General features: G+C 44.6%; 28 protein-coding genes. 10 read left to right on the top strand and 18 right to left on the bottom strand.

What is annotated here, in order from left to right; translation table 11 throughout:
• Window positions 1-248: 248 nt before the first annotated feature.
• From flgL to AB4585_RS04055, 13 genes are all read right to left on the bottom strand, one after another.
• Window positions 249-1439, bottom strand: a complete 1191-nt coding sequence (gene flgL / locus AB4585_RS04115) for a flagellar hook-associated protein FlgL (RefSeq protein ID WP_017064129.1) — start codon at window positions 1437-1439, stop codon at window positions 249-251.
• A gap of 10 nt (window positions 1440-1449) precedes the next feature.
• On the bottom strand, window positions 1450-3330 hold the full coding sequence (gene flgK / locus AB4585_RS04110) for a flagellar hook-associated protein FlgK (protein WP_017067655.1): 1881 nt from the start codon (window positions 3328-3330) through the stop codon (window positions 1450-1452).
• Between the two features lie 220 nt (window positions 3331-3550).
• Window positions 3551-4468: a flagellar assembly peptidoglycan hydrolase FlgJ gene (flgJ, locus tag AB4585_RS04105; protein WP_136974753.1), complete on the bottom strand. Its 918-nt coding sequence runs from the start codon at window positions 4466-4468 to the stop codon at window positions 3551-3553.
• Between the two features lie 13 nt (window positions 4469-4481).
• Window positions 4482-5573, bottom strand: coding sequence for a flagellar basal body P-ring protein FlgI (locus AB4585_RS04100; protein ID WP_017062257.1), 1092 nt, complete (start codon window positions 5571-5573; stop codon window positions 4482-4484).
• A 94-nt stretch (window positions 5574-5667) separates the two neighbouring features.
• A complete protein-coding gene (flgH, locus tag AB4585_RS04095) occupies window positions 5668-6450 on the bottom strand; it encodes a flagellar basal body L-ring protein FlgH (protein ID WP_372154557.1) in 783 nt (260 codons plus the stop codon).
• A gap of 88 nt (window positions 6451-6538) precedes the next feature.
• Window positions 6539-7327, bottom strand: a complete 789-nt coding sequence (flgG, locus tag AB4585_RS04090; RefSeq protein WP_017062259.1) for a flagellar basal-body rod protein FlgG — start codon at window positions 7325-7327, stop codon at window positions 6539-6541.
• A gap of 21 nt (window positions 7328-7348) precedes the next feature.
• Window positions 7349-8098: a flagellar basal-body rod protein FlgF gene (gene flgF, locus AB4585_RS04085; protein ID WP_017056855.1), complete on the bottom strand. Its 750-nt coding sequence runs from the start codon at window positions 8096-8098 to the stop codon at window positions 7349-7351.
• Window positions 8099-8349: 251 nt separating this feature from the next.
• On the bottom strand, window positions 8350-9654 hold the full coding sequence (flgE, locus tag AB4585_RS04080) for a flagellar hook protein FlgE (RefSeq protein WP_017062260.1): 1305 nt from the start codon (window positions 9652-9654) through the stop codon (window positions 8350-8352).
• A gap of 49 nt (window positions 9655-9703) precedes the next feature.
• On the bottom strand, window positions 9704-10417 hold the full coding sequence (gene flgD / locus AB4585_RS04075) for a flagellar hook assembly protein FlgD (RefSeq protein ID WP_010439286.1): 714 nt from the start codon (window positions 10415-10417) through the stop codon (window positions 9704-9706).
• Between the two features lie 17 nt (window positions 10418-10434).
• Window positions 10435-10848, bottom strand: a complete 414-nt coding sequence (gene flgC / locus AB4585_RS04070; protein WP_004736176.1) for a flagellar basal body rod protein FlgC — start codon at window positions 10846-10848, stop codon at window positions 10435-10437.
• 4 nt (window positions 10849-10852) lie between these two features.
• Window positions 10853-11248: a flagellar basal body rod protein FlgB gene (flgB, locus tag AB4585_RS04065; protein ID WP_372169364.1), complete on the bottom strand. Its 396-nt coding sequence runs from the start codon at window positions 11246-11248 to the stop codon at window positions 10853-10855.
• Window positions 11249-11503: 255 nt separating this feature from the next.
• Window positions 11504-12331 carry a protein-glutamate O-methyltransferase gene (locus AB4585_RS04060; RefSeq protein WP_004736174.1) on the bottom strand — a complete coding sequence of 276 codons (828 nt, stop codon included), beginning with the start codon at window positions 12329-12331 and terminating at the stop codon, window positions 11504-11506.
• 11 nt (window positions 12332-12342) lie between these two features.
• Complete coding sequence (locus tag AB4585_RS04055) at window positions 12343-13269, bottom strand: chemotaxis protein CheV (RefSeq protein WP_017066180.1); 927 nt, start codon at window positions 13267-13269, stop codon at window positions 12343-12345.
• Between the two features lie 77 nt (window positions 13270-13346).
• On the opposite strand from AB4585_RS04055, the gene flgA reads away from it, so the two are divergent.
• From flgA to AB4585_RS04040, 3 genes are all read left to right on the top strand, one after another.
• Window positions 13347-14093, top strand: coding sequence for a flagellar basal body P-ring formation chaperone FlgA (gene flgA / locus AB4585_RS04050; RefSeq protein ID WP_136974756.1), 747 nt, complete (start codon window positions 13347-13349; stop codon window positions 14091-14093).
• A 178-nt stretch (window positions 14094-14271) separates the two neighbouring features.
• Window positions 14272-14589 carry a flagellar biosynthesis anti-sigma factor FlgM gene (flgM, locus tag AB4585_RS04045; protein WP_017062263.1) on the top strand — a complete coding sequence of 106 codons (318 nt, stop codon included), beginning with the start codon at window positions 14272-14274 and terminating at the stop codon, window positions 14587-14589.
• A gap of 66 nt (window positions 14590-14655) precedes the next feature.
• Window positions 14656-15081: a flagella synthesis protein FlgN gene (locus AB4585_RS04040; RefSeq protein WP_017064136.1), complete on the top strand. Its 426-nt coding sequence runs from the start codon at window positions 14656-14658 to the stop codon at window positions 15079-15081.
• A 257-nt stretch (window positions 15082-15338) separates the two neighbouring features.
• Here AB4585_RS04040 and flgP read toward each other — a convergent pair whose 3' ends face one another.
• Both flgP and AB4585_RS04030 read right to left on the bottom strand, forming a co-directional pair.
• Window positions 15339-15770: a flagellar assembly lipoprotein FlgP gene (gene flgP, locus AB4585_RS04035; RefSeq protein ID WP_017062265.1), complete on the bottom strand. Its 432-nt coding sequence runs from the start codon at window positions 15768-15770 to the stop codon at window positions 15339-15341.
• 9 nt (window positions 15771-15779) lie between these two features.
• A complete protein-coding gene (locus tag AB4585_RS04030) occupies window positions 15780-16415 on the bottom strand; it encodes a FlgO family outer membrane protein (protein ID WP_017064137.1) in 636 nt (211 codons plus the stop codon).
• A gap of 192 nt (window positions 16416-16607) precedes the next feature.
• Between AB4585_RS04030 and AB4585_RS04025 the strand changes: the two genes are divergently transcribed.
• On the top strand, window positions 16608-17741 hold the full coding sequence (locus AB4585_RS04025) for a flagellar assembly protein FlgT (protein ID WP_372169363.1): 1134 nt from the start codon (window positions 16608-16610) through the stop codon (window positions 17739-17741).
• Window positions 17742-17880: 139 nt separating this feature from the next.
• Window positions 17881-18387, top strand: coding sequence for a Fe3+-citrate ABC transporter substrate-binding protein (locus AB4585_RS04020; protein ID WP_123301878.1), 507 nt, complete (start codon window positions 17881-17883; stop codon window positions 18385-18387).
• Between the two features lie 128 nt (window positions 18388-18515).
• Here AB4585_RS04020 and AB4585_RS04015 read toward each other — a convergent pair whose 3' ends face one another.
• From AB4585_RS04015 to AB4585_RS04005, 3 genes are read right to left on the bottom strand one after another with little or no spacing between them, the layout of a single operon-like run.
• The gene (locus tag AB4585_RS04015) at window positions 18516-19757 is read right to left on the bottom strand and encodes an NAD(P)/FAD-dependent oxidoreductase (RefSeq protein ID WP_136974758.1); all 1242 of its coding nucleotides are present in this window, start codon (window positions 19755-19757) and stop codon (window positions 18516-18518) included.
• Between the two features lie 23 nt (window positions 19758-19780).
• Window positions 19781-20854, bottom strand: coding sequence for a methyltransferase (locus tag AB4585_RS04010; RefSeq protein ID WP_065584069.1), 1074 nt, complete (start codon window positions 20852-20854; stop codon window positions 19781-19783).
• A 28-nt stretch (window positions 20855-20882) separates the two neighbouring features.
• On the bottom strand, window positions 20883-21272 hold the full coding sequence (locus AB4585_RS04005) for a hypothetical protein (protein WP_017062271.1): 390 nt from the start codon (window positions 21270-21272) through the stop codon (window positions 20883-20885).
• Between the two features lie 72 nt (window positions 21273-21344).
• On the opposite strand from AB4585_RS04005, the gene AB4585_RS04000 reads away from it, so the two are divergent.
• The 5 genes from AB4585_RS04000 to AB4585_RS03980 all read left to right on the top strand — a co-directional run bounded on the left by AB4585_RS04000 (window position 21345) and on the right by AB4585_RS03980 (window position 24052).
• Window positions 21345-22094, top strand: coding sequence for a beta-ketoacyl synthase chain length factor (locus tag AB4585_RS04000; protein WP_170962821.1), 750 nt, complete (start codon window positions 21345-21347; stop codon window positions 22092-22094).
• Entirely contained in the window at window positions 22091-22861 is a 771-nt protein-coding gene (locus tag AB4585_RS03995) for a 1-acyl-sn-glycerol-3-phosphate acyltransferase (RefSeq protein WP_017064140.1), read from the top strand. The genes AB4585_RS04000 and AB4585_RS03995 overlap by 4 nt, the downstream gene beginning before the upstream one ends.
• A 105-nt stretch (window positions 22862-22966) precedes the next feature.
• Complete coding sequence (locus AB4585_RS03990) at window positions 22967-23227, top strand: phosphopantetheine-binding protein (RefSeq protein ID WP_004736154.1); 261 nt, start codon at window positions 22967-22969, stop codon at window positions 23225-23227.
• A gap of 10 nt (window positions 23228-23237) precedes the next feature.
• Window positions 23238-23495, top strand: a complete 258-nt coding sequence (locus tag AB4585_RS03985; RefSeq protein ID WP_004739745.1) for an acyl carrier protein — start codon at window positions 23238-23240, stop codon at window positions 23493-23495.
• On the top strand, window positions 23495-24052 hold the full coding sequence (locus tag AB4585_RS03980) for a septation protein IspZ (protein ID WP_372154556.1): 558 nt from the start codon (window positions 23495-23497) through the stop codon (window positions 24050-24052). The genes AB4585_RS03985 and AB4585_RS03980 overlap by 1 nt, the downstream gene beginning before the upstream one ends.
• The last annotated feature ends 4 nt before the right edge of the window (window positions 24053-24056 follow it).

Here is a 24056-nt window from a genome sequence, read left to right as displayed (position 1 = left end):
AAATAATTTTTTAATTATCTAAAAATCAGAAGCTTACAAACAACACTGCGCAATTATGATTTTCTACTATTAGAAGATGAAAAACATTCACCTTCCTTATTGCCGTTTTTTGCCGCTATTCTAGAAACATCATGCTTCGTACAAAAAAGCGGCAAACTGTGGCGTCATTCGCACGTATGGCATAGCACATACGGCAAGGAATCAACGCCATGGTGATCGACAAGCCACCATTAAATACCGATTGATCATTAAATATAGTTAAACAAGGTCAGGTCTTTGGTTTTGCCAAACGCTTGTTGAGAAGCTTGTAGTGCTCGAGAGTTTTCATTGAACTCAATGATCGCTTTCGAGTAATCCAAGTCTTCAAAGTTGCTTTTTGCTTTTGCTAAAGACAACTTGAAATCTTCATGTTGTTGCTCTTGAATATCCAAAGTACTCAAGCGTGCACCAACATCGGTTCTTGCCTTGGTCAAATGGATAAACGCAGCGTGGAACTCTTCAGTTACTTGGTGCAGTTTCGCTGTTGCTGATGCATCCGATACCGGGTTTTCAGCCTGCTCAGCAGCCTCTTTGAACGTATCAAAGATAGAGAAAGTCTCTCGTGGTTCTAAGGTGATCGAATCACCTTTAGTGATTTGGCCTTTGATTTGAATATTCAGCCCTTCATAAACAATGCCTGTCGAAGGATCAAAATCTTCTGCCGCAACCACTGCGCCGTCTTTTTCAAGCTGATAAGCGAAATTGCCCGTCTGCATGTCGACAAACGTCACTTTATAAGTAGACCCATCTTCATCGCTGTTGGTCGCACGCCCGAGCAATAACTCAGACGCAGGTTCAAGCTCGTACTGAGGTTCGTAGTCACCGAACGGGTTGTCTATTTCCATAAACATCTTGCTGCCCGGATCATTCATTGCCATTTCAAAGCTGCTTGCCACACGCATCTTGCGTTGGTAGTCATCACCTTGATATGTCACATTCCCTTCGTTATCTCGAAAGAAAGGCTGATTTTTCGGCTTAGTGCCTGCAAACGTGTAGTTACCCGACTCATCTTGAGAGTTGGCTAAATGCAGGAAGTTATTCGCCAGTTCTTGAATTTCACGCTTCTTAGCTAAACGGTCTTCTGGAGAAAGCGCACCGTTGATCATTTCCATCACGGTTCGTTTTGCTTCATCAGCAAAGCCTTCAGTGTTAGAAACCAATACTTCATGATGCTCAAGACGGTTTCTGACTAGAGTAATCGCATCGACATACTGTTTAAGCTGTTCTGACTGCTGACCAATGTTCTGTAAATAGTGCGTCGCTAATGGGTCATCACTTGGCGACTGTAACTTCTTACCCGAAGCAAGTTGTGCTTGGTTGTGATGCACCTTGTTCTCTTGACGGCGCAAGTCGTTTTGTACTGACTGATAATTATGGAAGCTAGAGATACGATTCAACATTTATACCTTCCTATCTCAGAGCCAAAATAGTGTTAAACGTATCATTGGCTGCTTGCATGATACGTGAAGAAGCCATATACGCTTGCTGAAATTTCATCATGTTTGCCGCTTCTTCATCGAGGTTTACTCCCGAGATAGAAGCAATACGTTCTTGAGCCGACTGTTTTTCTAATGTCGCAATATCACTCAGGCGATTTGCCGTTGAAGACTTCAAGCCCGTATTAGTATTCAAGTTGTGGTAAAGGTCTAAAATCGTAGACTCACCATCATTCAACAGCTTTCCTGTTTGAAGATCTTGTAGCTTACGCAGGTTACCGTTGTCACCTTCTGATGGGACAAGGTTTGCCGTAAACTTATCATTTGCCACCGCACCGGGTGTGAGCTCAAACGTTGTACCGTTGATGGTCACTGGCCCTTGTGGCGGATACGGTTGAGGCTGCATTAAAATGTTACCCTTCGGATCCGTCACAGCAAACTGCTCACCTTTTGGTGAGACAATCACTTCAAACTCACGCAGTTGACCTGCTTCTAGGATTTTAAATCCCGCTGTACCCTTGGCAAACGTGGTCGATGCCTCATAACTTTGCGCAGCAATGTCTTTCGGGTCTTTGGTTTCCATATGAATCTGCGCAGCAAAATTACGCGTTGGACGCAGTAACAGTTTCTCTCCTAGTTCAGGAGGGTTACGTACTTCCACTCGCATGCCATCAAGATAAAAAGCACTACCGCTAGAGTCGGTCGCCATCTTAACGGTCTCACCGTTCGGCTTAGTCACGACATAATCACTGCCATCGTATTTCAGTCCATACTCACCGCCTTTTAAGGCAGAAGTATCATCAATGTATACCGCAACATCGGCTTTCGATTGCCCGCTAGCCGTGACACGAGATTTTGCCACCAGCTCTGAGTTCACGTCGGTAAACAAGTCCTTACCTACGTTGCCGTTAAGATCCAAACCTTGTTCTTGAAGACTATTGACCTCATATGAAAACGCGGTCGCCAAACGACCAAGCTCATCCATGATTGCTGGGATATGTTCGTCACGCATGTCTAGCATGGCGCCGATTTTTCCGTCGATATCACTGCTGGTGATCGGTTTTAAAGACTTACCTTCAACAATCGCTAGGCGGCGCTGATGTGCATCGGGTAAGCCATCAACCATCTTCAGCTGACTCGCTTCACTACCAGAGACCAAGGTATGGCCATTACCAATATGGACATTAAACCCTTCGGCATTTGAGCGTGGTGTCACCGTAACTTTGGTGTAACCAGAAAGCTCATTAATCAACTTTTCATGCTGATCTCGTAGGTCATTATGAGGCCCAGGAGTTCGCATCATTAAACGCTGAACATCACGGATCTCGTAAGCAAGTTGGTTAACTCGCTCGATACCCATATCTAATTTTTTATTCGTAGAATCAGACTGTTGACGAACTGTTTCATGAAATTCATTCAAGGTTTTAGTTACAAGCCCTGCTTTCTCTAACACGACCTTACGCGCACCCACATCATTTGGGGTATCGGCGAGAGTCTTAACGGAATCAAACCATTCGTTGAGGTTTTCTGGAATCTTCTTTGAAGCGACCGACGACAACATGCTCGACAGCATATCGAGGTTGGCTTCGGTATCGCCTTTGTTGGCGGCATTGGTTGTCGATAAGTTAAGTTCTTTGACGGCAAACTGATCCCAAGAGCGGCGAACATTTTCCACATGTACCCCCATACCGTAGGATTGCCCACCGTACTGGCGCGGGTCATTCACACCTTGAATCACAGACTGGCGGCTATAGCCCTCTGTGTTAGCGTTAGAAATGTTATGACCTGTGGTGTTGAGCTGTCTCTGAGCCGTAAGAACACTTTGTGCCCCTACATTCAGAAGATCCGACGCCATAATGCCCCCAAAAAACTTAACAAAACCAGAATGAACTGATTAACTACAACCGTATATTACTAAGATAAATGCAATATATGCGCCAACACAAACAATAGGAAATTAAAAGACGATAATTTATTGAAGTGTAAGGAGATAACTATGGATTACGCGTAAGAACTGAAGGGGCGGAGAAGAAAAGAGCCTGCCAGTAGCAAGCTCTCTATGTTGATTTATGACGCTAGTTCATCTCATCAATCTTGGCTTTAACTCGTAAAACCTTGTCTGCATAGTTAGGGTCAGTTGCGTAACCAGCCTGATGAATACCTTTGATGAAATTCTCTGAATTGCCTTGATGCTGTAGCGCCGTTTCGTATCTTGGATTTTCGTTCAAGAACTTCACGTAATCATTAAAGCTATCTTCGAAATTAGAGTAAGAACGGAAGGAAGCTGACTCTTTAACGGCGGTTTTGCCATGGAACTCAAGAGTTTGAGTCGCGACCTTATCGCCCTTCCAACTTCTATCTGCTTTGATGTTAAATAAGTTATTGCTGTTGCCCAAAGAGTTCTTAACCATTTTAGAACCCCAACCCGTTTCAAGGGCAGCTTGTGCCAATAGAAGAGACGAGTCCACACCAAGCGCACTTGCCGCTTTTTCCGCGTAAGGCTTCATTGAGGTCACAAACGATTCTGGAGAATCAAAGGATACTGGCTGTTTTGCTGCTTGCGCAGGTTGAACGTCTGACGCTCGCTCTTCCGAACGGCCTGAATATTGCGGTCTTTGCAATGAAGCATCAAAGCCTTCACTGCGAACCTTCTCTTCAGACGTATCGCTTGCTTGGCCAGCGCTTAACTGAGCTACAATCATGTCCGCAAGGCCTAATGAACCTGAAGCGCTTAACTCACTCGCCATTTGGTCATCTTGCATCTGACGATAGAACTGCTCGTTCTGGCTGTTCAACATATCCGACTTAAAGCTCGAGTTAGCATCGCGCATTGACCTAAACAACATCGAGGTGAAAATCGATTCAAACTGTTTTGCCGCCGCGGTTAATGCTTCTTTCTCGCTACCTTCTTCACCGTTTACCGCTTGTTGACGAAGGCGGTCTAGGCTACCGATATCGTGAATAAAGCCGATGTCATTGTTATTTTTAATCATGCTTTACCCCTTCTTAGATAATGATCAATTGGCCTTCAATCGCACCCGCTTGTTTCAGTGCTTGAAGGATTGCCATTAAATCAGAAGGTGCAGCGCCCACTTCATTGACTGCGCGTACCAAATCGTCCAGCGTTAGGCCAGGTTCAAATTTGAACATCTTACCATCGCCTTCCGTGATTTCGATATCAGAATCAGGGACCACTACCGTTTGGCCACCAGAGAATGCATTCGGTTGGCTTACGTTTAGATTTTCTTTAATTGCAACCGTCATACCACCGTGGGTGACCGCCGCCGCTTTTAGGCGAACGTGCTTACCAACCACAATCGTACCTGTACGAGAGTTGACGATGATTTTTGCAGAGCCTTCAGCAGGGTCGAACTCGATGTTTTCGATAGCCGACAAGAATGCTACACGCTGGCTGATTTCACGCGGTGCACGAACTTTTACTGAAGTTGCGTCTACCGCTGAAGCCATTTGTGGGCCTAGGAAATTATTAACCGCATCAGCCATACGCTGAGCCGTTGTGAAATCTGATTGGATTAGGTTGAAGGTGATGTAGTCACCACGACCGAATGGCGTTGGGATCTCTTGTTCAACCGTCGCACCGCTAGAGATGATACCAACGTTAGGGTTGTTACCGACAATCTTAGAACCGTCGTTACCTTGTGCACTAAAGCCACTTACCACCAAGTTACCCTGCGCGACCGCATACACTTGACCGTCTAGACCTTTCAAGAAGGTCTGTAGCAAGGTACCACCACGAAGGCTTTTTGCTGAACCGATAGAAGAAACGGTTACGTCAACTTCTTGCCCTTGCTTAGAGAATGCTGGCAGTTCAGCAGTCACAATAACAGCCGCGACGTTTTTGGTTTTTGGCTTAGTGCCGGGCGGCAATTGGATGCCAAAATTTTGCAGCATTGCGTTAAATGTTTGATCGGTAAAGGGAGTTGTCTCACCAGTACCCGGCAAGCCCGTGACCAAACCATAACCGACAAGTTGGTTACTACGAACACCCGCCACTTTTGCCACGTCTTTGATTCGCGCAGCATGGGCACTGGTGGCAAGAAATAGCATGCCGAATAGTACGAGTGTCAGTTTTTTCATTGAGTAACCTGTCTGTATTGCTTTAATTTATAATAGCTTAGCTAAATGTGGCTGAGTGATAGAGGCTGTCAGTATGTCGTCGTCCTATCAAGCTCTACAGAGATACATTAAAGAATCGTGCCAAGAATCCAGGCTCTTGCATATCTTTCTGTACGCCAGTCCCTGAGTACTGAATTCGTGCGTTAGAAACACGGTTTGAAGCAATGGTATTTTCGAAGTCAATATCGTCTGGACGGATGGTACCGCTTAGGCGGATGTACTCATCGCCGGTGTTCAGTGTCATCCACTTCTCACCACGAACCACTAGGTTGCCATTAGCTAATACTTCGATGACTTCAACGGTAATGTAGCCGCTGATGCTGTTACTTTGGTTGGCTGACGCATCACCAGCAAAAGTATTGGTGTTACTCAGATCATAAGAGAAGTTGTACTTGTCGATCGTCAGATCTTGACCACCAACAGCCAGCGGCTCCATTGATGCATCATTCGACTTAGACATGTCTGCGTTGGCTTTTTTGGTCGCTCGAGTATTCTCATCTAACGCTACAGTAATTATGTCACCAATACCACGCGGTTTTGAGTCGTCATACATGCTGCCAATGTGGTTCACATTAAACAGTGAGCCCGTTGCCGCTGCGTAATGCTCTGGTTTCTGCTTGGGGTTGATTGGCGCCCATGCAGGGTCACCAGCAATTGGATCGGTTCGCCCACGAAGCGTGTCAATAATGCCAGAGCTCTCTTGCGCCGACTTATCACCTTCCACAGCATCAACCACTGTGGTTGCATTTTCTTCTGCCGGAGTCTCGATCGGGTCCAGAACAGCACATCCCGACATAGACATAAACATAAACAAAGCTAAACAAAAAATACGTTTCATGGCGATATACTCTCAGCAGGCAGTGGTAAATGGGTCAATTAGCAAAAACAGATAGATTAATTAAAAAAGTAAACGGCGAATAAACCAATTACAGCTGTTGGTTAACAAAGCTCATCATCTTGTCTACTGACGAGATAACTTTCGAATTCATTTCGTATACACGCTGAGCTTCAATCATGTTTACCAGCTCTTCGGTTACGTTTACGTTCGATGTTTCTAGCATCGATTGGCGGATGTTACCCAGGCCATCAAAACCCGGTACACCCTCTTGTGGGTCGCCACTCGCGCCAGTTGGCAAGTAAAGGTTTTGACCTACTGGCTCTAGACCACCTGGGTTTACAAAGTCAGTAATGGTAATTTGACCAACCACGACGTTGTTTTGCTCGCCACGTAGACGAACCGATACTTCACCGTCGTTACCAACCGTTACCGAGATCGCGTCTTCAGGAATCACAATTTCTGGTTGTAGAGGATAACCTTGGCCCGACGTTACGATCGCGCCTTCACCGTTCAGTGTGAACTGACCATTGCGGCTGTAACCTGTTTCACCGTCTGGCATTTCAACTTGGAAGAAACCGTCGCCTTCAATCATCATGTCTAGGCTGTTAGATGTCGTTTGTGCGTTACCGTGAGTGTGCACTTTTTGAGTCGCGACGACCTTAGAACCGGCACCCAGCATCAAACCACTTGGCAGCTCAGTATTCTGAGACGATTGACCACCCGGTTGATTAATATTCTGGTAGAACAGATCTTCAAATACCGCGCGGCTCTTTTTAAAACCAATGGTCGAGGCGTTGGCAAGGTTGTTCGAAATCGTTGAGATATTGGTTTGTTGGGCGTCTAAACCCGTTTTACTTACCCATAATGCTGGATGCATAGCAATGTCCTTTAAATTCTATTAGCTCATACGAAGCAGTGAATCAGACGACTTGTCCATTTCCTCTGCTGTGCTCATCATTTTGACCTGCATTTCAAACTGACGTTGTAAGTCAATTAGGCTGGTCATTTCACCTACGGCATTTACGTTACTGCCTTCGATAGCACCTTTTAGCAACGTCACCGCTGCATCTGCTTCGTATGCCTGATCTGGGTTTTTCGAACGGAATAGACCATTCGTGTCTTTAAACAAACTTTGGTTGTCTGGACGTACAAGCTTAATACGATCAACCACGGCCAATTCTTCAGCTGGAGCGCCTTGAGGAATCACCGAAATCGTACCGTCTGTACCAATTTCTACTTTGCTGATTGGGATTGGCAGCGTGATTGGTGCATCGTTTTCACCAAGCACTAAGTGACCGCTTGCGTTGGTTAGTAAACCGTTTTGGTCAACCCTTAGGTTACCGTTACGTGTTAAACCTTCACGGCCAGTATTGTCCATCACTGAAATCCAACCATCACCTTGAATGGTAACGTCTAGATCTCGGCCAGTAGTAACCACACTACCCTGAGCGAAATTATGACCCGGACGCTCTGTCATGCTGAAAACACGAGTAGGCATGCCTTCGCCATACGCTTGCATTGAACGTGCCTGTGCTAAATCAGCACGGAAACCCGTTGTACTTACGTTGGCAAGGTTGTTTGCACGTAGCTGCAAAGCTTGCATATTTTGCTTAGCGCCACTCATGGCAAGAAACAGTGCGCGATCCATAATTTTGCTCCAAAAATCATCTTCTGGGGCTAATAAAGCAAACACTGTGCCAATATTTTTAACTGTTATTTATCAATAATTTAAATAGAAAACGAACAAGAAGGGTGATCATCAAAGGATCATTGAGGAAGAATTGTTGCCAGTGGCATTACCGGGCGGCAATAGGGGCGGCAAATAAAAAGACAAACAACAATACCCAATTCAATAACATTGAATTGGGTATTCGCAGATGATTCAAACGCTTTAAACGATTAACGAATCTGAAGAATATTCTGTTGTAGCTGGTTGTGTACTTCTAGAGAACGCGAGTTCGCCTGGAAGTTACGTTGAGCAGAAATCAAATCAACCAGTTCTTGAGTCATATCGATGTTCGACTGCTCTAGCGAGCCGTTGTTGATGCTACCAAATGAACCTTTGTTCGATTCACCCCAGATCTTGTCACCAGAGTCGTTGGTAGAATCCCATTGAGTACCGCCTTTCTTATCCAGACCTTGCTCATTTGGTACACGAACCAAGCCTACACGGCCAAGCATCACGTTTTCACCATTTGAATAAGTACCTAGAACACTGCCGTACTCATCGAAATCGATTTTTGTTAAGAAACCTGTTGTCGCGCCATCTTCATCAAACTTAGTCAATTCAAACGGAGCGGCAAACTGAGTTGAAGAATCTAAACCAAACTTAAGCACTTGAGTTGGATCAGCACCGTTCAAGTCAATAGGGTTCGCACCAGCACCCAGTGGTTCCGAGTTAATCGGCTGACCATTGTTTAGGCTTGCTAACGTACCGTCATTGTTGAACTTCATTGTGTGACCAACATGACCTTGTGCATTCGTCGCATCACCACCAGTAATGTTGACCGGCTTTTCACCGTTCTCATCTGACATGGTGTAGTACGTTTGCCAAGTGTTTGGTTGAGTCTGATCTTTGAGGTAGTAAGTCGTTAACTTGTAAGACTGACCCATAGAATCGTATACCGTCGAAGACGTTGCACGGTTATAAGTATCAGCATCTTTGAAGTTAAATGCAGCCGGGTCTTTAAGATCACCGTTTGCAGGAAGGTTAACCCCTACTTCAATGTTTTCTGTCTGTTTTGGCTTACCAAACTCAGCAGGAATGTCGAGAGGCTTTGGCGCGTAAGAAAGAACTTCACCCGAGTTTGGATCAACATCGTAACCTAAAAGAAACTCATCGTTAGCGGTAACCATGTAGTTGTCTTTGTTTAGGTGAAATGCACCATTACGCGTTAATTCGTTAATCTCTGGCACCATGCGGTCTTTCGATACTGCAAAGAAACCTGTACCACTTACACGTAAGTCCATTGGGTTGTTCGTATAAATACTTGAACCTTCGTGGAACTGTTGCGCCACTTGGCTAGCTTGCGCACCGCCACCTGCCGTCGTTTTTGCGTTAGTGAACAACGAGCTTGAGTAAACATCACCAAACTCGGCACGAGACTCTTTAAAGCCAAATGTGTTCGCGTTCGCAATGTTGTTACTGGTTGTATTCAGGTCTAATTGTGCAGCGGATAGGCCGCTTAAAGCTACATATGACATTCCATTATTCTCCTAATCTATCTAGCTAGCATAGTCACTCAATAAAGAGCTACGCTTTACCAACTTCTAGTACTTCAGCAAGTCGTACTGGCGATGTGAAACCAGCCAGATTGAGTAGTACGTTGCCATCGCCCTTACCAAGAAGCACACTGTTCACGTTCGCATAACTGGAAACTTGGAACTCTGTGTTCTCGCCATCCAGCAAACCCGACGCTTTCACGTTGTATTTACCGGCCGGCAATGGGTTACCGTCTTCGTCTTTTCCGTCCCATTCAACACGTGTATCACCAGATGGTTTAGAGCCGATATCAAATGTGCGAACCAATTGGCCAACTTCGTTCTCAACACGGACCATTACATTGTCCATTGCCTGAGGAAGCTTAACCATTGCCGCCATACCGCCATCACCGGGTTTTACACCTGCCGCACCAGGAACCAATACATCACGCCCAACTAAAGAGGAGGCCTGAAGAGCTTGGTTAGAGGTCATTGATGAATTCAAGCTTTCAAACTGTGTATTCATTTTGCCAATGCCATCTACGGTCGCAAATGAAGCCATTTGCGCAATCATCTGGTCATTGCTAACCGGCTTGAAAGGGTCTTGTTGTGCTAGTTGCTTAGTCAACAAAGATAAGAAGTCTTCTTGTTTAAGATCCTGCTTACCTGTTGTTTCGTCGGGCTTTTTAGCGCCATCTTGAAGACTCTTCAGCTGGTCAACATAGGACAAGCCGCTTTGACCAACATTGTTGTTGATTCCAGCCATGTGCTACCTCCTTATCCTTATTGACCCATCTGCAGCGTACGCAGCAGCATTTGTTTACTCGAGTCAGCAACCTGTACGTTTGTTTGGTACGCACGTGATGCCGAAATCATGTTTGCCATTTCTTCCATAACGTTGACATTAGGCTTGTAGATATAGCCTTCGTTGTTCGCTAATGGGTGATCCGGGTTGTACTCCGCGCTTAGCGGCTTATCGCTTTCCACAATACCTAATACTTTCACAGGCACAGTGTGACCACTGTTGCGTGCTTTATTTAACTCAGCGCCGAACACTGCGTGACGAGCCTTGTAAGTTTCTTCAGCAGAACTACTTACACTGTCCGCGTTCGCAAGGTTGCTCGAGGTCGTATTTAGACGAACAGATTCAGCACTCATCGCAGAACCAGTCACATTGAATACATTGAATAAACTCATCTAATTATTCCCCTTTAATCGCTTTAGTTAAATTCTTGAACTTACTTCCTAAGAAGTCGAGAGAGGCTTGATGCCTAATTTGGTTTTGCATGAAAAGGTTTCTTTCCAAATCCAAATCAACCGTGTTGCCATCTCCTGTATCAGGTTGGGTAGGAATGCGATACTTCATTTCCCCGTTCACCGTTGTTGAGGCAGAAATGTGCCGACCATCTGTACGGCTAAGACCAATGCTTGCCCCAGAACTTGCCGCTTGCAGTGATTTCTTAAAGTCTAATCCCTTTGCTTTATACCCAGGCGTGTTTGCTTGCGCGATATTGGTGGAAAGCACCTCAGCGTTACGCTCACGTACACCAACTGTGTGCTGGTGAATGCCCAAAGCATTGTCAAAAGAAATAGCCATGTAAACCTCAACTCAAGAACTGACTGTTATGAAATAACCAAAGCAATATATATACCAACTTTTGAAACAAGGCGGTCTATCAATGCTTTTACAGGTTACTCGTGGGTAAACTTGCAATAAACAAGCCAAAAAATAGAGTAAATTGGAATGTCACTCTGACTTAAAGATATAGCTTAAGCAGGAAAAAGAAAACCCAGCACTTGGCTGGGTTTTAAATTTAGACGGTAACCTTACACCTAATATCGGTGCCGCTCGTTACTTTAATTTGTAGATGATGCCTGGATTACAGCGAACCATTTCAAAACGATCGGTTAAGCCTGTTAACGATTCAGACGCGCCCAATAGTAAGTACCCACCAGGGTTCAGGCTATTTGCCATCTGGTTAAGTACCTTTGACTTCATATCAGGCGAGAAGTAAATCAGCACGTTACGACAGAAAATAATGTCGAACTTGCCTAACAATGCATAGCTGTCCATCAGGTTCTGAGGGCGGAAGTTCACCATGCGCTTGACGTTATCTTTCACTTTCATACGGCCATCGCCCGCATCTTCAAAGAAAGTACGACGGCGCTCTGGAGAAAGTCCACGTCCCAATGCAAGGTTGTCGTAAGCGCCAGTGCGGCACATATCCAACATACTTGCTGAGATGTCAGTTGCGGTAATCGATACATTTGGCAGCATACCTGGCTTACGAGCTTGAGTTTCAAGAATCGTCATTGCCATTGAGTATGCTTCTTGGCCTGAAGAGCTTGCCGCAGACCAAATCTTAATAGGACGTTTATTTGCCGCTATTTCCGGTAGAAGCTTATCCGCAAGCACAGCAAACGGGTAAGTATCACGGAACCAAAGTGTCTCGTTCGTCGTCATGGCATCGACAGCAGCCACACGCAGCTCACGGTTTCGACCTGTTACTACATCTCTCAACAAATCAGACAAAGAAGCTAACTTAAACTTCGTTACTAATGGGCTTAGACGACTGCGCACTAAATACTGCTTGCTGTCACCTAATACAATGCCACATTGAGATTCTAAGAAACGGCTGAAATCGCGATACTCTTGATCACTTATTGTTATAGCAGTCATTAATGTCTCTTTTAGTTAGTTAACGCAGCTTTTACAGCTGCACCAAGCTCATCTGGGTTGAATTTAGCGATGAAGGAGTTAGCTCCAACACGCTCAACCATGGCTTGGTTAAATACACCACTCAACGATGAGTGTAAAATTACGTATAAATCTTTAAGTTCGGCGTGACGACGAATCTCAGCAGTCAGCGTGTATCCATCCATTTCTGGCATTTCGATATCAGAAATCACCAATGAAATCTGATCGTAAATACTGCCTTCTGATGACATCTGTATCAGCTTCTCGTAGGCTTCTTTACCATCCTTCACCGAGATAACTTCAAAACCAATCGACTCAATAGCACGTTGAACCTGCTTACGAGCAACGGTCGAGTCATCAGCAATCAAGATGCGGCGAACCAGTTCTTTCTCTTGTTCTACTTTCGCAATATCTTCAGCAATCTTGCTGTCCATTGTTTCATCAACAGGAGAAATTTCTGCAAGGATCTTCTCAACATCAAGAATTTCTACCAATTCATTATCAATGTTGGTTACCGCTGTCAGGTAGTTAGCTCTACCTGCGCCATCTGGCGGCGGAAGAATCGATTCCCAGTGCATGTTAATAATGCGCTCAACTGAACTTACCAAGAAACCTTGAATGGTTCGGTTAAACTCAGAGATAACCACAAAACACTTTTCAATATCCGTTGTAGGACGGCCACCAATCGCTAAGCTCAAGTCGATCACAGAGATCGTTTGGCCACGAATGTGTGCTACACCTTTAACCAGTGGGTTCAAGTTTGGCATCTTTGTCAGCTTAGGGCATTGCAGCACTTCTTTTACTTTAAAGACATTAATGCCGTAACGCTGACGCCCCATTAGGCGAAAGGTTAGTAATTCTAATCGGTTTTGACCGACGAGTTGCGTACGCTGATTCACCGAATCAAGAATACCCGTCATGAGCTCATCTCCATATCAAACTTTTTTGTATAAAAAGTGTTAGTCTACTGCAGGCTACGAACCACCAGAGAAACAGAATGACGTATTATAAAACAAATTTGCCACCTCTTTCCATAGCAATGTGTAGAGCTACTTTTAAAACTGTCGCTAAGTTTATCGGCATTTTATCAATATTGTTTAGTTTTTTTGTACAAGCTGCGACCCCAGAACAAATTGAGATGATTCAGTCTGCAGCGAAGCAACATATCCTTGATACAGTTGAGCAGCCACAAGGTGGCGAACTCTTTGTTAATTCAGCAAATGTTGACTCAAGAATCAAAGCGACAGACTGCCCAGTGCCTTTAGAGACCAGCGCTTCAACGACCACCAATACCCGCAGCAGTATTACGGTTTTAGTGCAATGTGTTCCTGATGAGTGGCGAGTTTATGTACCAGTGCGCCTTTCGATGTCGGTGCCTCTTGTCACCACCACTCGCTCACTCGCGAGAGGCGAAATCGTCGGTCAATACGATGTCACCACCGCTATGATTTCTCTTAACAAGTTTCGTCGCCAAGGTTTCACAGCTCCACATCAGGTCATCGGCGCTAAGGTAAAAAAGAACCTAAGACCGGGCGATGTTGTAGAAAGAGGTGATATCTGTGTCGTGTGCCGAAACGAGAAGGTTATCATACAGGCAGTAAAAGGTGGCATGACCATTACCACCAAAGGAACTGCGCTTACCGATGGCTCTATGGGTGATCAAGTAAGAGTGAAAAATGATAAATCACAGCGTATAATTGAAGGGATTGTTACCAGCATGTCTGAAGTCACGGTTTACTTTTAACTCTTTACTTCTAAATTGACGGTATCGTTAGCGATTTCACCCTCAACTCTAACGCCAAATATAACGGCTGCGGTGTTTTGTCCCTTTTCGACTATTGAGCTAAAAATTGCTAAAGTATTCGAACCCTTGGTCGATATTGACTGTACAGGTTCCCATTTTTGAAGAAAAAGGCTTAACTATGGCAGGCATTGATAATATTCGTTCAGGGCAAACCCTAACGACCACTAACCGATCAGCAGTACGCTCTGATTCTAGTTCTGAGGCATCACGCTCTGATGTATCAACTAAATCACCAGCAAGCAAAGATGCGGTTTCACTGAGCCAACAAGGCAAAGCGATTGGTCAGCTCCACCAAGATATGGCAGCACAGCCAAGCTTTGATTCTGTGAAAGTAGCAGCGATCAAAGAAGCAATTGCGAATGGTTCATACACTGTCGATCCAGAGAAACTGGCTGACAACATGATCAAGTTCGAAGATGAATTAAAAGGCCTTTAAGAAAACACTAACTTTTCATTGAAGTTATTGTCTTAAAGTACACGAGGTTATGAATAGGTTTACGTTATGGCGGCACTAGCAGATTTAGTTAATTTTCAACTTCAAAATGCCAAAGCCTTATCTGAATTACTAAGTTCAGAGAAAACCGCTATTACGAGCCGACAATCAAACGATATTGAGCGAATCGCCAAAGAAAAAGTGGTCCTAGTTGAACAACTAAGATCAACCGATCAGCGAATCGCAGCCCATACCAATATCTCAGAACTGACCGAGAACCCTGAACTTGCTCAGTTAGTCACTAAGATCCAGTCCATAGTGCACGATTGCCAGCAAGCGAACCTTGTGAATGGCGAAGCCTTAAATCGAGCGCACCTTAGCTTCAAAAAACTCAGCAATATGATGCAGCAAAGTCACGGAAAAATTGGCATGACCTACAATGCCGGTGGTCAAACGCATACTATCTCTACGCTGGGAACCAACGTAAAAGCCTAGTTAAGTTAACTCTTCCTCTTCAGTAATACCCCTTGTTAACCGTTTATCTGTATCTCAGACTATTCCTGTCGTTATCTTTTATTAAAACACCTAATCAGCCTTTGAACGCCCTGACAAAATCGATAAACAAAAAAGCGGCAAGTATTTTCATACTTGCCGCTTTTACATTCATATTAGTTATTGGTTGCCGATACGCCATCTGGAAAACGAAAGCAGCCAATATAACTGGATAGTCCTATCGCTAGACGCCCCTTGGGCTAGAACAGCGTTTGTTGTCTCTTTTCAGGTACAGGTTGAACTTCACCGTAATTACGTAGCTGTTCCATCTTACGGATATCAAGCTGAAGCTCAGTAACATAGCTATCGCCCACAGGGTAGCTGCGTACCACTTCTGCACCGCGGATTACGCCATCAACCGCACCAGAAGTACGTTCCGTACCAAGGCGTTGATCTTCCAACTCTGCCCGACCACTCACTCGCATACCGTAAACTTGTTCTGCAAGTTCACGATAGGCGTCGATCTTAGAAGCTCTCATCGCACGGATACGTCTTTCTTCATCGTTACGTCCTTTCTGCTCACTGATACTCGCGTAGCCAACGGCAACTAAGTAGTCGTCTGGCCTCATGTTTTGCAGTGGCTGACAGCCAACAAGCAGTAAAGCGGCAACAACAAATATTAACTTCTTCATCTCGAACTCCTAAGGGCGAAGAATAACAGTATAAGGCTGGCTGATCGTTGGGTCAGAACGAATGATAACGCCATCTTGAGTTCGAATACTGTTTAGAGTATCTAGGTCACGACCAATACGGTCTGCAGGCAAGAAGCCTTGTGCCGTCGCCACGACAATGCGAGTTTGCATGCCAACAACACGAGCATTGACTAACACACCACCTTCTTGGCGAAGCATAGTGCCTGTCAGTACGTACTGTACGTCTTGTTCTTGAGCTAAGTCTTTCCAATCGCGGCTTAACGCAAAGTCACCTTGATGAGTCACTTGAATAGAACCTGTTGTTTTGAAATCAACAACCTTGAAGCCACGACGCTGAAACTGATGAATGAAACCTTCTGATACCGAGTTTCCTAGCCAGTTCGTTGTGTCCATGTGTTGCAGGTCAACAAACGACGTAATCGCTATCGGAGTTCTTGCTGAGATACTCGTATTCGAAATGATCAGATCTTCGGTCATACTTTCCACGAAGAAATCCATGGTATGACGAGGGCTATCCATCAACATAAACTGACTGCCTGAATATTCAGACTTGCCGTTATAGATTGGCGAATAAGCGCATGAGGTCAACAACATGACACTCATTACTACGAGCCATTTTTTCATTCTCTTATCTCCAGATAGGTTTAGTGCTCCCTGTTCCAATATGTTCTCACCATTATTCTTTTCAATGGATTACAATGTTGGAACAGTCTTTGCTTTTCATTAATGGTTCAGATTAAGAAAAACGCACTTAAGTCAGCTTCAAGCTTATAGTTATTTGTTAAGCAATATTTATACCCAACTGGTAACGAATAGATGAAAAAAATAATTTCTTACTTATTTTCAATAAGTTCACTGATAACCATAAGCTTCAGTGCTCATGCCTCTTGGTATGAAGTTACCGGTACCGCAGCCATCGTATCCTCAGAGGAAACGGCAAGGGTTCATGCTCTGGAAGACGCGGTATATAAAGCGATCCAGTTCTCAGGTGCTGATATTGGTAGCATTGCCAACCTCACGCCCTACCTCGACGCAAACAAAAAAGAGTTTCAATTTACCAATCATGAAGTGCGCTACATCTTGGTAGAAAAAGAGAAAAAACGCAGTGGCAATATAATGATCACCGCAAGGATCGATATCTATCCTTCGGCAAATGCTTGCCATGAGAGCCAATATAAGAAGACATTTTTGGTCGGCAACATCGATGTGACTTCCCCACAGCAAGCTGTAATGGGCAGAATCTATAACATCGGTGATGATTTTGGTCATGTCGTAGATCGACAGCTGGCGCAAGAGTCTCGCAGCTTTGTTTCCGTTGGCACGACCAATTACGACATCGACAAACGTCGACCTGAAGTGATCAAGATGATCGCCCAAGACACTGGCGCACAATACATCATTGGTGGCGACATTACCGATTTAACCGCGACCATCGAGTCCAAACTGTTGAAAGACGACATCATCAATCGCCAGTTTGCGTTAGAGATGCAAGTCTTCGATGGTAAAACAGGACATCAGGTTTACAACCGTAGCTATCGTGAAGTGGCAAAGTGGCCATTTGCTAAGACCAGTGAAGTCGACACCCGCAGTGCCCGTTTCTGGGCATCAACCTACGGCAGCATGATGCTGCTTGTTAGCCGTAATATTATGTTGGACTTAGAATCGGAAGTGTCATGTAAGATCACCCTTCCAGAGGTTGCAGCGGTATTTGGTAACACTGTGACCATTGATTTAGGTCGAATGCATGGCGTACAACAAGGTGACAAGTTGCAACTGTGGCACACAGGTTCGTTTATCGACCAACGCGGTTTGCCACGCAACAAGGTTTCTCAAAGCGACATCACCCTAACGGTTTCTCGCGTTTACGAAAACGAAGCGGAACTCACGATTGATCAGCCAAGCCTTGCGGGAAGCATTCAAATTGGTGATGTGATGCAGAAAATCATGTAGTTAGCGACACTCTCGTCTCAGAGTTTCTAATAAAGCCTTAGCAAAGATGCTAAGGCTTTATTTTTTTCATGGGTATTAGTTTCGGTTTTGCAGTATTTGGCGTAATCTTATTAATAACATAATCATCACTTAGCAAACTATGAGTCAGAATAATCTAATTGGTGCTACCGGTTACCGCTTTATCTCGAAAGGTAAAACCGCTTTTAAGATCCACATCCATACTCCCGAAGATACGGTGCTGCATCGGTCGGTCGGTTTTGTTCGTATGGGTGAAGACAAAGCACTAAAGAAAACCATTAAATTAAGAGATGAACTGGGCAGACAGCTTTGGGGTAAATTTTGGCCCAAAGTCCTCAAAGAGCCCTTCCTGATGACGCGCCTGCCTCATAGTTTAGAACCCAAAATTGTATTCAAGCCAAATCCAACTCAGAGTGATCCTGAGCACCGCGACGAGTGCTACATCGCTAAGTGGCGCGTCTTCTCTGAGAATGGTGACTACAAGTACAAAACCAAGGTATGTTCAATCAGAAAGCACGGCCGACTTGCAGCTTATAGCCAAACCAAACGTGCGCTGCTTGATGCTCACAAAGACGTAATTGATCTACTTATATTTATGGGACGATTGAACAGCATCGACTTAAAATAGGCTTAAATCCGATTAAGCTGACCGCCCATATTTTTCAGATACAAAAACAGCCGCACATTGCGGCTGTTTTTAATTTATGACGATCCATCGTGGCAATTTAGAGTATTGCTACATACAAAATCGATTACCTAGTTTCGGCATATCTCAGCCAGTGTCGCCAATCGGCGCTTAGACTCTTTCACATAAGGGTTGGCTTGATCCCATGCGTAACCCGCCAGAATTGAGCACACCATCTGCTTAATCTTTGGATTTGGATCTTGATAGAAAATCACATCCTGCAAAGTACCTGAGTACCACCCCTCAACATACGTTCTAAAGGTGTTTACACCAACCATCAAAGGAGCGGCATAATCGCGTTCCCAATCTACCTTCTCACCGTTAAGTTGCTTTTCGACACACTCAACCGCAAACTGTGCCGACTTCATCGCAATCGTCACGCCTGACGAGAACACCGGGTCAAGGAACTCGCCGGCATTGCCAAGCAACGCGTACTTATCCGTCGCCAAATGTTTTACATTGGCAGAATAGCCACCAATTTCACCCCCAGGGTTTGGATACTCGGCGCTTGCCAGTATCTCAGCCAAGCCCGGCTCTTCCGCTGCCAGCTGTTTAATTGCAGCAATCTTGTCTTCTGGATAGGACTCAAAGAACTTAGGCTCTCCTACGACACCAAACGAAGAGACACCGTTACTAAACGGGATCAACCAATACCAAACATCAGGGTTGGTTGGATGCACAGAGATAAGAATTTTATTTCGGTCATATTCAAGATCGGTATCCACCTCTGCAATATGATCGTTAATGTGCGTAAAAATAGCTTTGCGTGGAGGGAGCGATGACGGCTCTGCCAAGTTAAGCATTTTTGGTAGCACTCGACCAAAACCACTGCCATCCAGAACGTATTGCGCTTCTATCTGATAACGCTCTCCACCCAGCACTTGTACATCTAAAATGGTGCTGTCGTCGGTGAAATTAATGCCCATTAACTCATGTTGGTAATCAATGCAGACACCCTGCGCCTCAGCCGTATCTGCCAAAACCTTATCAAAGGCACCTCGCTGAACCTGAAACGTAGTTCCAGGGCCAGAAGAGAACTTGTCTTCAAAATTAAACGCCGTATAAACGCCATTTTTGCGAAAGGCAGCGCCATCTTTGTATTGGAAGTTAGCGTTGATCACTGCGTCAGTCATCCCAGCCTGTTCAATCACTTCCATACAAGCTGGTAATAGGCTTTCACCAATAGAAAAGCGAGGGAATACGCTCTTTTCAATCACTCGAACATCGATGCCTTTTTTATGAAGTAAAGACGCAGCAATAGACCCTGATGGCCCAGCTCCGATGATCACCACTTGAGTTGATAGTTTTTTCATTATTTAAGCCATGTTTGTTATTTTTATTGCGCGCCAGCTTTCAATTCAAGAAGCGTGTGACCAAGACCGATATCGTCGGTGCGAGTTACCACTTCAAAGCCCGCTTCTTCAACGATCTCTAAGAAATCTTCACTGCGGTAAAAACGGCTGTTGCCATTTGCCAAGCAGGTAAAGTAGAGAGACGTCGCGTTTAAGCTATAAGAAGCCGCATCGTATTTCTGTGCATCCCAAAACAGTTCAAGGATATAGACAGTCGCGTCTTCTGACATATGAGAGCGAACGCGCTTTAATATGCTCAGAATCTCCATTGGCGAGAAACAATCAAGGAACTGACTCATCCACCAAACATCCGCGCCCGTTGGCAGAGTTTGCTGTTTATCGAGCATATTCGCTGGGAATGGCGTGACTCGCTCTTGATGACCATGCTTTGCCGCGTTTGCCATTGCCATTTCTAGCTGCTGTGGCAAATCAACAATCGTCACCTCAACGTCCGCATCATGGTTGCAGCATTGCATCGCCCACTTACCCGTGTTGCCGCCGATATCCACCAGCGACTTAGGTTTCTTGCTGAAGACTTTTTCAAGTAACACAGGGAACGAGCGATCCGAATAGAAGTGATCAAACTTGAACCAACTCTCTTTTGCTTTTTCTGGCAATTGAGACAAGCCTTGGTAAATGGTTTCCCAATCACCCAACTCTTTCAAGCCTGCAGGTGTGCCTTCTTCAATCGCTTCTGTTAGATGCATCATCGCGGCATAACAAACATCGGCTGTGAAATCCATGTTTGCGTTAGTCATACCATCATGCAGAAGGTAGAAACCAAGGTTAGCCATTTTGTAGTTAGGCTTTTCCCAAGTCACAATATGAGCACTTAACGCCATATCGAGCAGGACTTTCACGCCGTACTCAGAGACACCGGTCGATTCAGAGATAGACTCTGCTGGTAAACCCTCGTTGCCCGCGTCATCTAACGCTTTCAAAATGCCTAAATCACGAAGTGTACGAGCAGTATGAAAAACAATCGGAGCGAAAGACAATTTCTGCGCTTCTGTTTTTGCTTCTAATGCGTTGAATGGATCTAATTTATATTCCGACACGAAAAACCTAACTTTAAATAATAGAGAGTTACTCAGCTGCCATTTGCGCAAGCTTACGTTTAATATCAACGTTTAAGTTATTAACCCAACGGTTGTAATTACGGTGTATTTCACCATCGTCGTACTTCAAATTCTCTGATTCAACGTAAAGAATAGAGTAAAACTTATCACTATAAGGAATTTCAACCACAGCGTGGTGCGAACGAACATACAATTCAGCGCGGATCAAACCAGGCTTTATTTCTGAAACCAACCAGCCTCGATTTTCAGCAGATTCAGAAATAGCTGATTTAACCTGTTTACTTTGAAGATTCAGTGCAACTGGAGTATCCTCAACATTCATTACAGGTTGGACGCGTCCACATCCTGCAAGAACGAATATGAATAACATTGAAACTGCTATTTTTAGTAATTTCATTTAAATTCCTTATCTGTGTTTATTTATAAGCGCGCATAGTATTTAGTTAGACTCAAAGCAAATCAATACTCTATGTCAAATCAATCCCAATTAATGTCGTTTAATATTGAGAAATGGTCTGCAAATTCGGCTGGTCTCAATTCTGTTGCCCAATGGCAAGCGTGGAGCACTAATTTAGATTGGCCACAAGATGGCTCAACTGAATTTAAAGCGATCCCACCGATGATGCGCCGCCGAATGAGCCTACAAAGTAAATTGGCCGTTCAAACTGCATTGACACTCTTAAAAGACAACTCGATTGATTATCTGGTTTTTGCCAGTCGACATGGTGAACTGCACCGAACCGCAACCTTGATCCAGTCGATATTGGAAGGTGATGATGCCTCGCCAATGGCGTTTTCACAGTCCGTGCATAATACAGCTGCAGGGTTAACTACCATCGCAGCGAAAGCACCAATCCCTCTGACCTCTATTGCGGCCGGCCAAGATACTTTCCACAACGCTCTGATCGAAGCTTATCTTTACCTACATCAGTACCCGTCACATCGTGTACTCGTCATTGACTTCGACCAGCCTTTGCCTGAGCTTTACCAAGAATACGAAACACAAGACTATACGGATTATGCTCTGGGCTTAGTGCTCAGCGTTGGCAGTGAATATTCTATTACTAGAACAGTAGAAGCCAACCAAGCACCTTCCGTGTTACCACAAGGGCTACAAACGCTCCAACATATCTTATTGGGCGCAAATAAGTGGGCTATTGCCGGCAAGCACCAAACTTGGTCTTGGGTAAATAACACCGAGACAGGTCCACAATCATGAGCAAAATCGACCAATATTGGCGAGTATTCGCGACAGGGCTGTGCTTTACCATCTTTGGTCTAGGTGGCTTAGTATTAAGCTTCTTAATCTTACCCACTATCGCGCTAACGACTTCCAACACCATTAAAAGAGAGCTTAAAGCACAGCGATTGATTCGTTTCTCATTCAACGCCTTTTGCCAAATCATGAAGTTCACCGGAGCAATCGATTACCGAATTGATGGTGCAGAACTACTGCGTAACGACCGTAACTGCATTATCGTCGCCAACCACCCAAGTTTGATTGACTATGTGCTGATCGCCTCTCAACTTCCTCAATGTGATTGCCTCGTCAAAGCGGCCATTTGGGAAAACCCTTTTATGAAAAGGATTGTCAAAGCGGCAGGTTATATACCGAACCAAGCCCCTGACGATCTTTTAGAGCGCTGTGAAGAACGCTTCTCACGTGGCAATGTCATGCTGATTTTTCCCGAAGGAACTCGCACAACGCCAGGAATTGAACCATCCTTACAGCGTGGGGCGGCACAAATCGCGACTCGAACACAAACCGATTTACGCGTGATTCATATTACGGTTTCTCCGACATTCTTAACGAAAGAGAAAAAATGGTATCAAGTTCCTGCGTCGAAGCCCTTTTTTCATGTCGCGGTGAAAGGTAAAATAGAAGTCGAACCATTTATTGAAGGCTCAAATAATTTAACTTCGGCAGCAAGGCGCCTTAATCATCATCTTGCACAAACAATTTTCCCTTCCGAAGAAAACATTTAGCGTATCAATAACATAACAGGCGATATCGGCATTTCGAAAATACCTCATATAATGTAGAATCGCCCCCTTAAAGCAGCATTCAGATAAAGCATTAAGTAGGCCAAAGTGGAAACATTACACAACGAACTGAAACAACTGATCATCGACGCATTGAACCTTGAAGACATGAGCATTGATGAGATTGAAACGGAAGCTCCACTATTTGGTGATGGACTTGGACTAGACTCTATCGATGCCCTTGAGCTTGGCCTTGCTATCAAGAAAAAGTACAACATTGTTATCGATGCAGATGATTCAAACACTCGACAGCACTTTGCGTCAGTTGAAAATCTAGCGAACTACATCTCTTCTCAAACGAATAACTAGACAGATCTTTATGACACAAGCTAACCAACAAGAAGTATACAACCAGGTTAAAGATGCGCTTATTGAGCTGTTCGAGCTTGACGCTGAAGATATCACCCCTGAAGCTCATCTCTATCTTGATCTAGACCTAGACAGCATTGATGCCGTTGATTTGGTCGTTCACCTACAGAACGTCACAGGTAAGAAGATAAAACCTGAAGAGTTCAAAGCAGTGCGCACCGTTAATGACGTTGTCGAATCTGTGGTTGAACTATTGAAGGACGCCTAATGCGTCCTCTGCTGACTTTACTGTCGGCAATTATACTTTTCACTTATCCAATAGCGGTTTACTTTGGACTCAACAAGTTTGGCTTACAAACCGTTGGTATTGCCTTAGCCGCTATCTTTGCTGTACGCATTTTCACCGGCGGTCAGGCTAAAATCAAAGAGCTAAAACACCTAGCTTGGATCAGTGGAAGTGCCGGTATTGTTCTGCTGGCTTTAGGCTTAGCCTTTAAGCAACACGGCTGGCTAACCTATTATCCCGTTATCGTTAATGTTTGTATGCTGGTTGTATTCGCTTCGAGCCTATGGCAACCACAAACGATTATCGAACGTCTTGCTCGCCTTCAAGATCCTGAACTTCCGCAAAGTGGCGTTGATTACACACGAAAAGTCACCAAAGTGTGGTGCTTGTTCTTTGTTATCAATGGCTCTATTGCCCTTTACACCTGCTTCCAACCGCTAGAAGTATGGACCCTATACAATGGCTTACTCAGCTATCTGTTTGCAGGGTTACTCTTTGCAGGAGAGTGGGTAGTAAGACAGCGCATTCGTCAGAGTTAAATTG

This window comes from Vibrio sp. 10N.222.49.C9 (genome assembly GCF_041474985.1).
GTDB lineage: Bacteria > Pseudomonadota > Gammaproteobacteria > Enterobacterales > Vibrionaceae > Vibrio > Vibrio crassostreae_C.
This window is presented reverse-complemented; position numbering and strand designations above follow the sequence as displayed.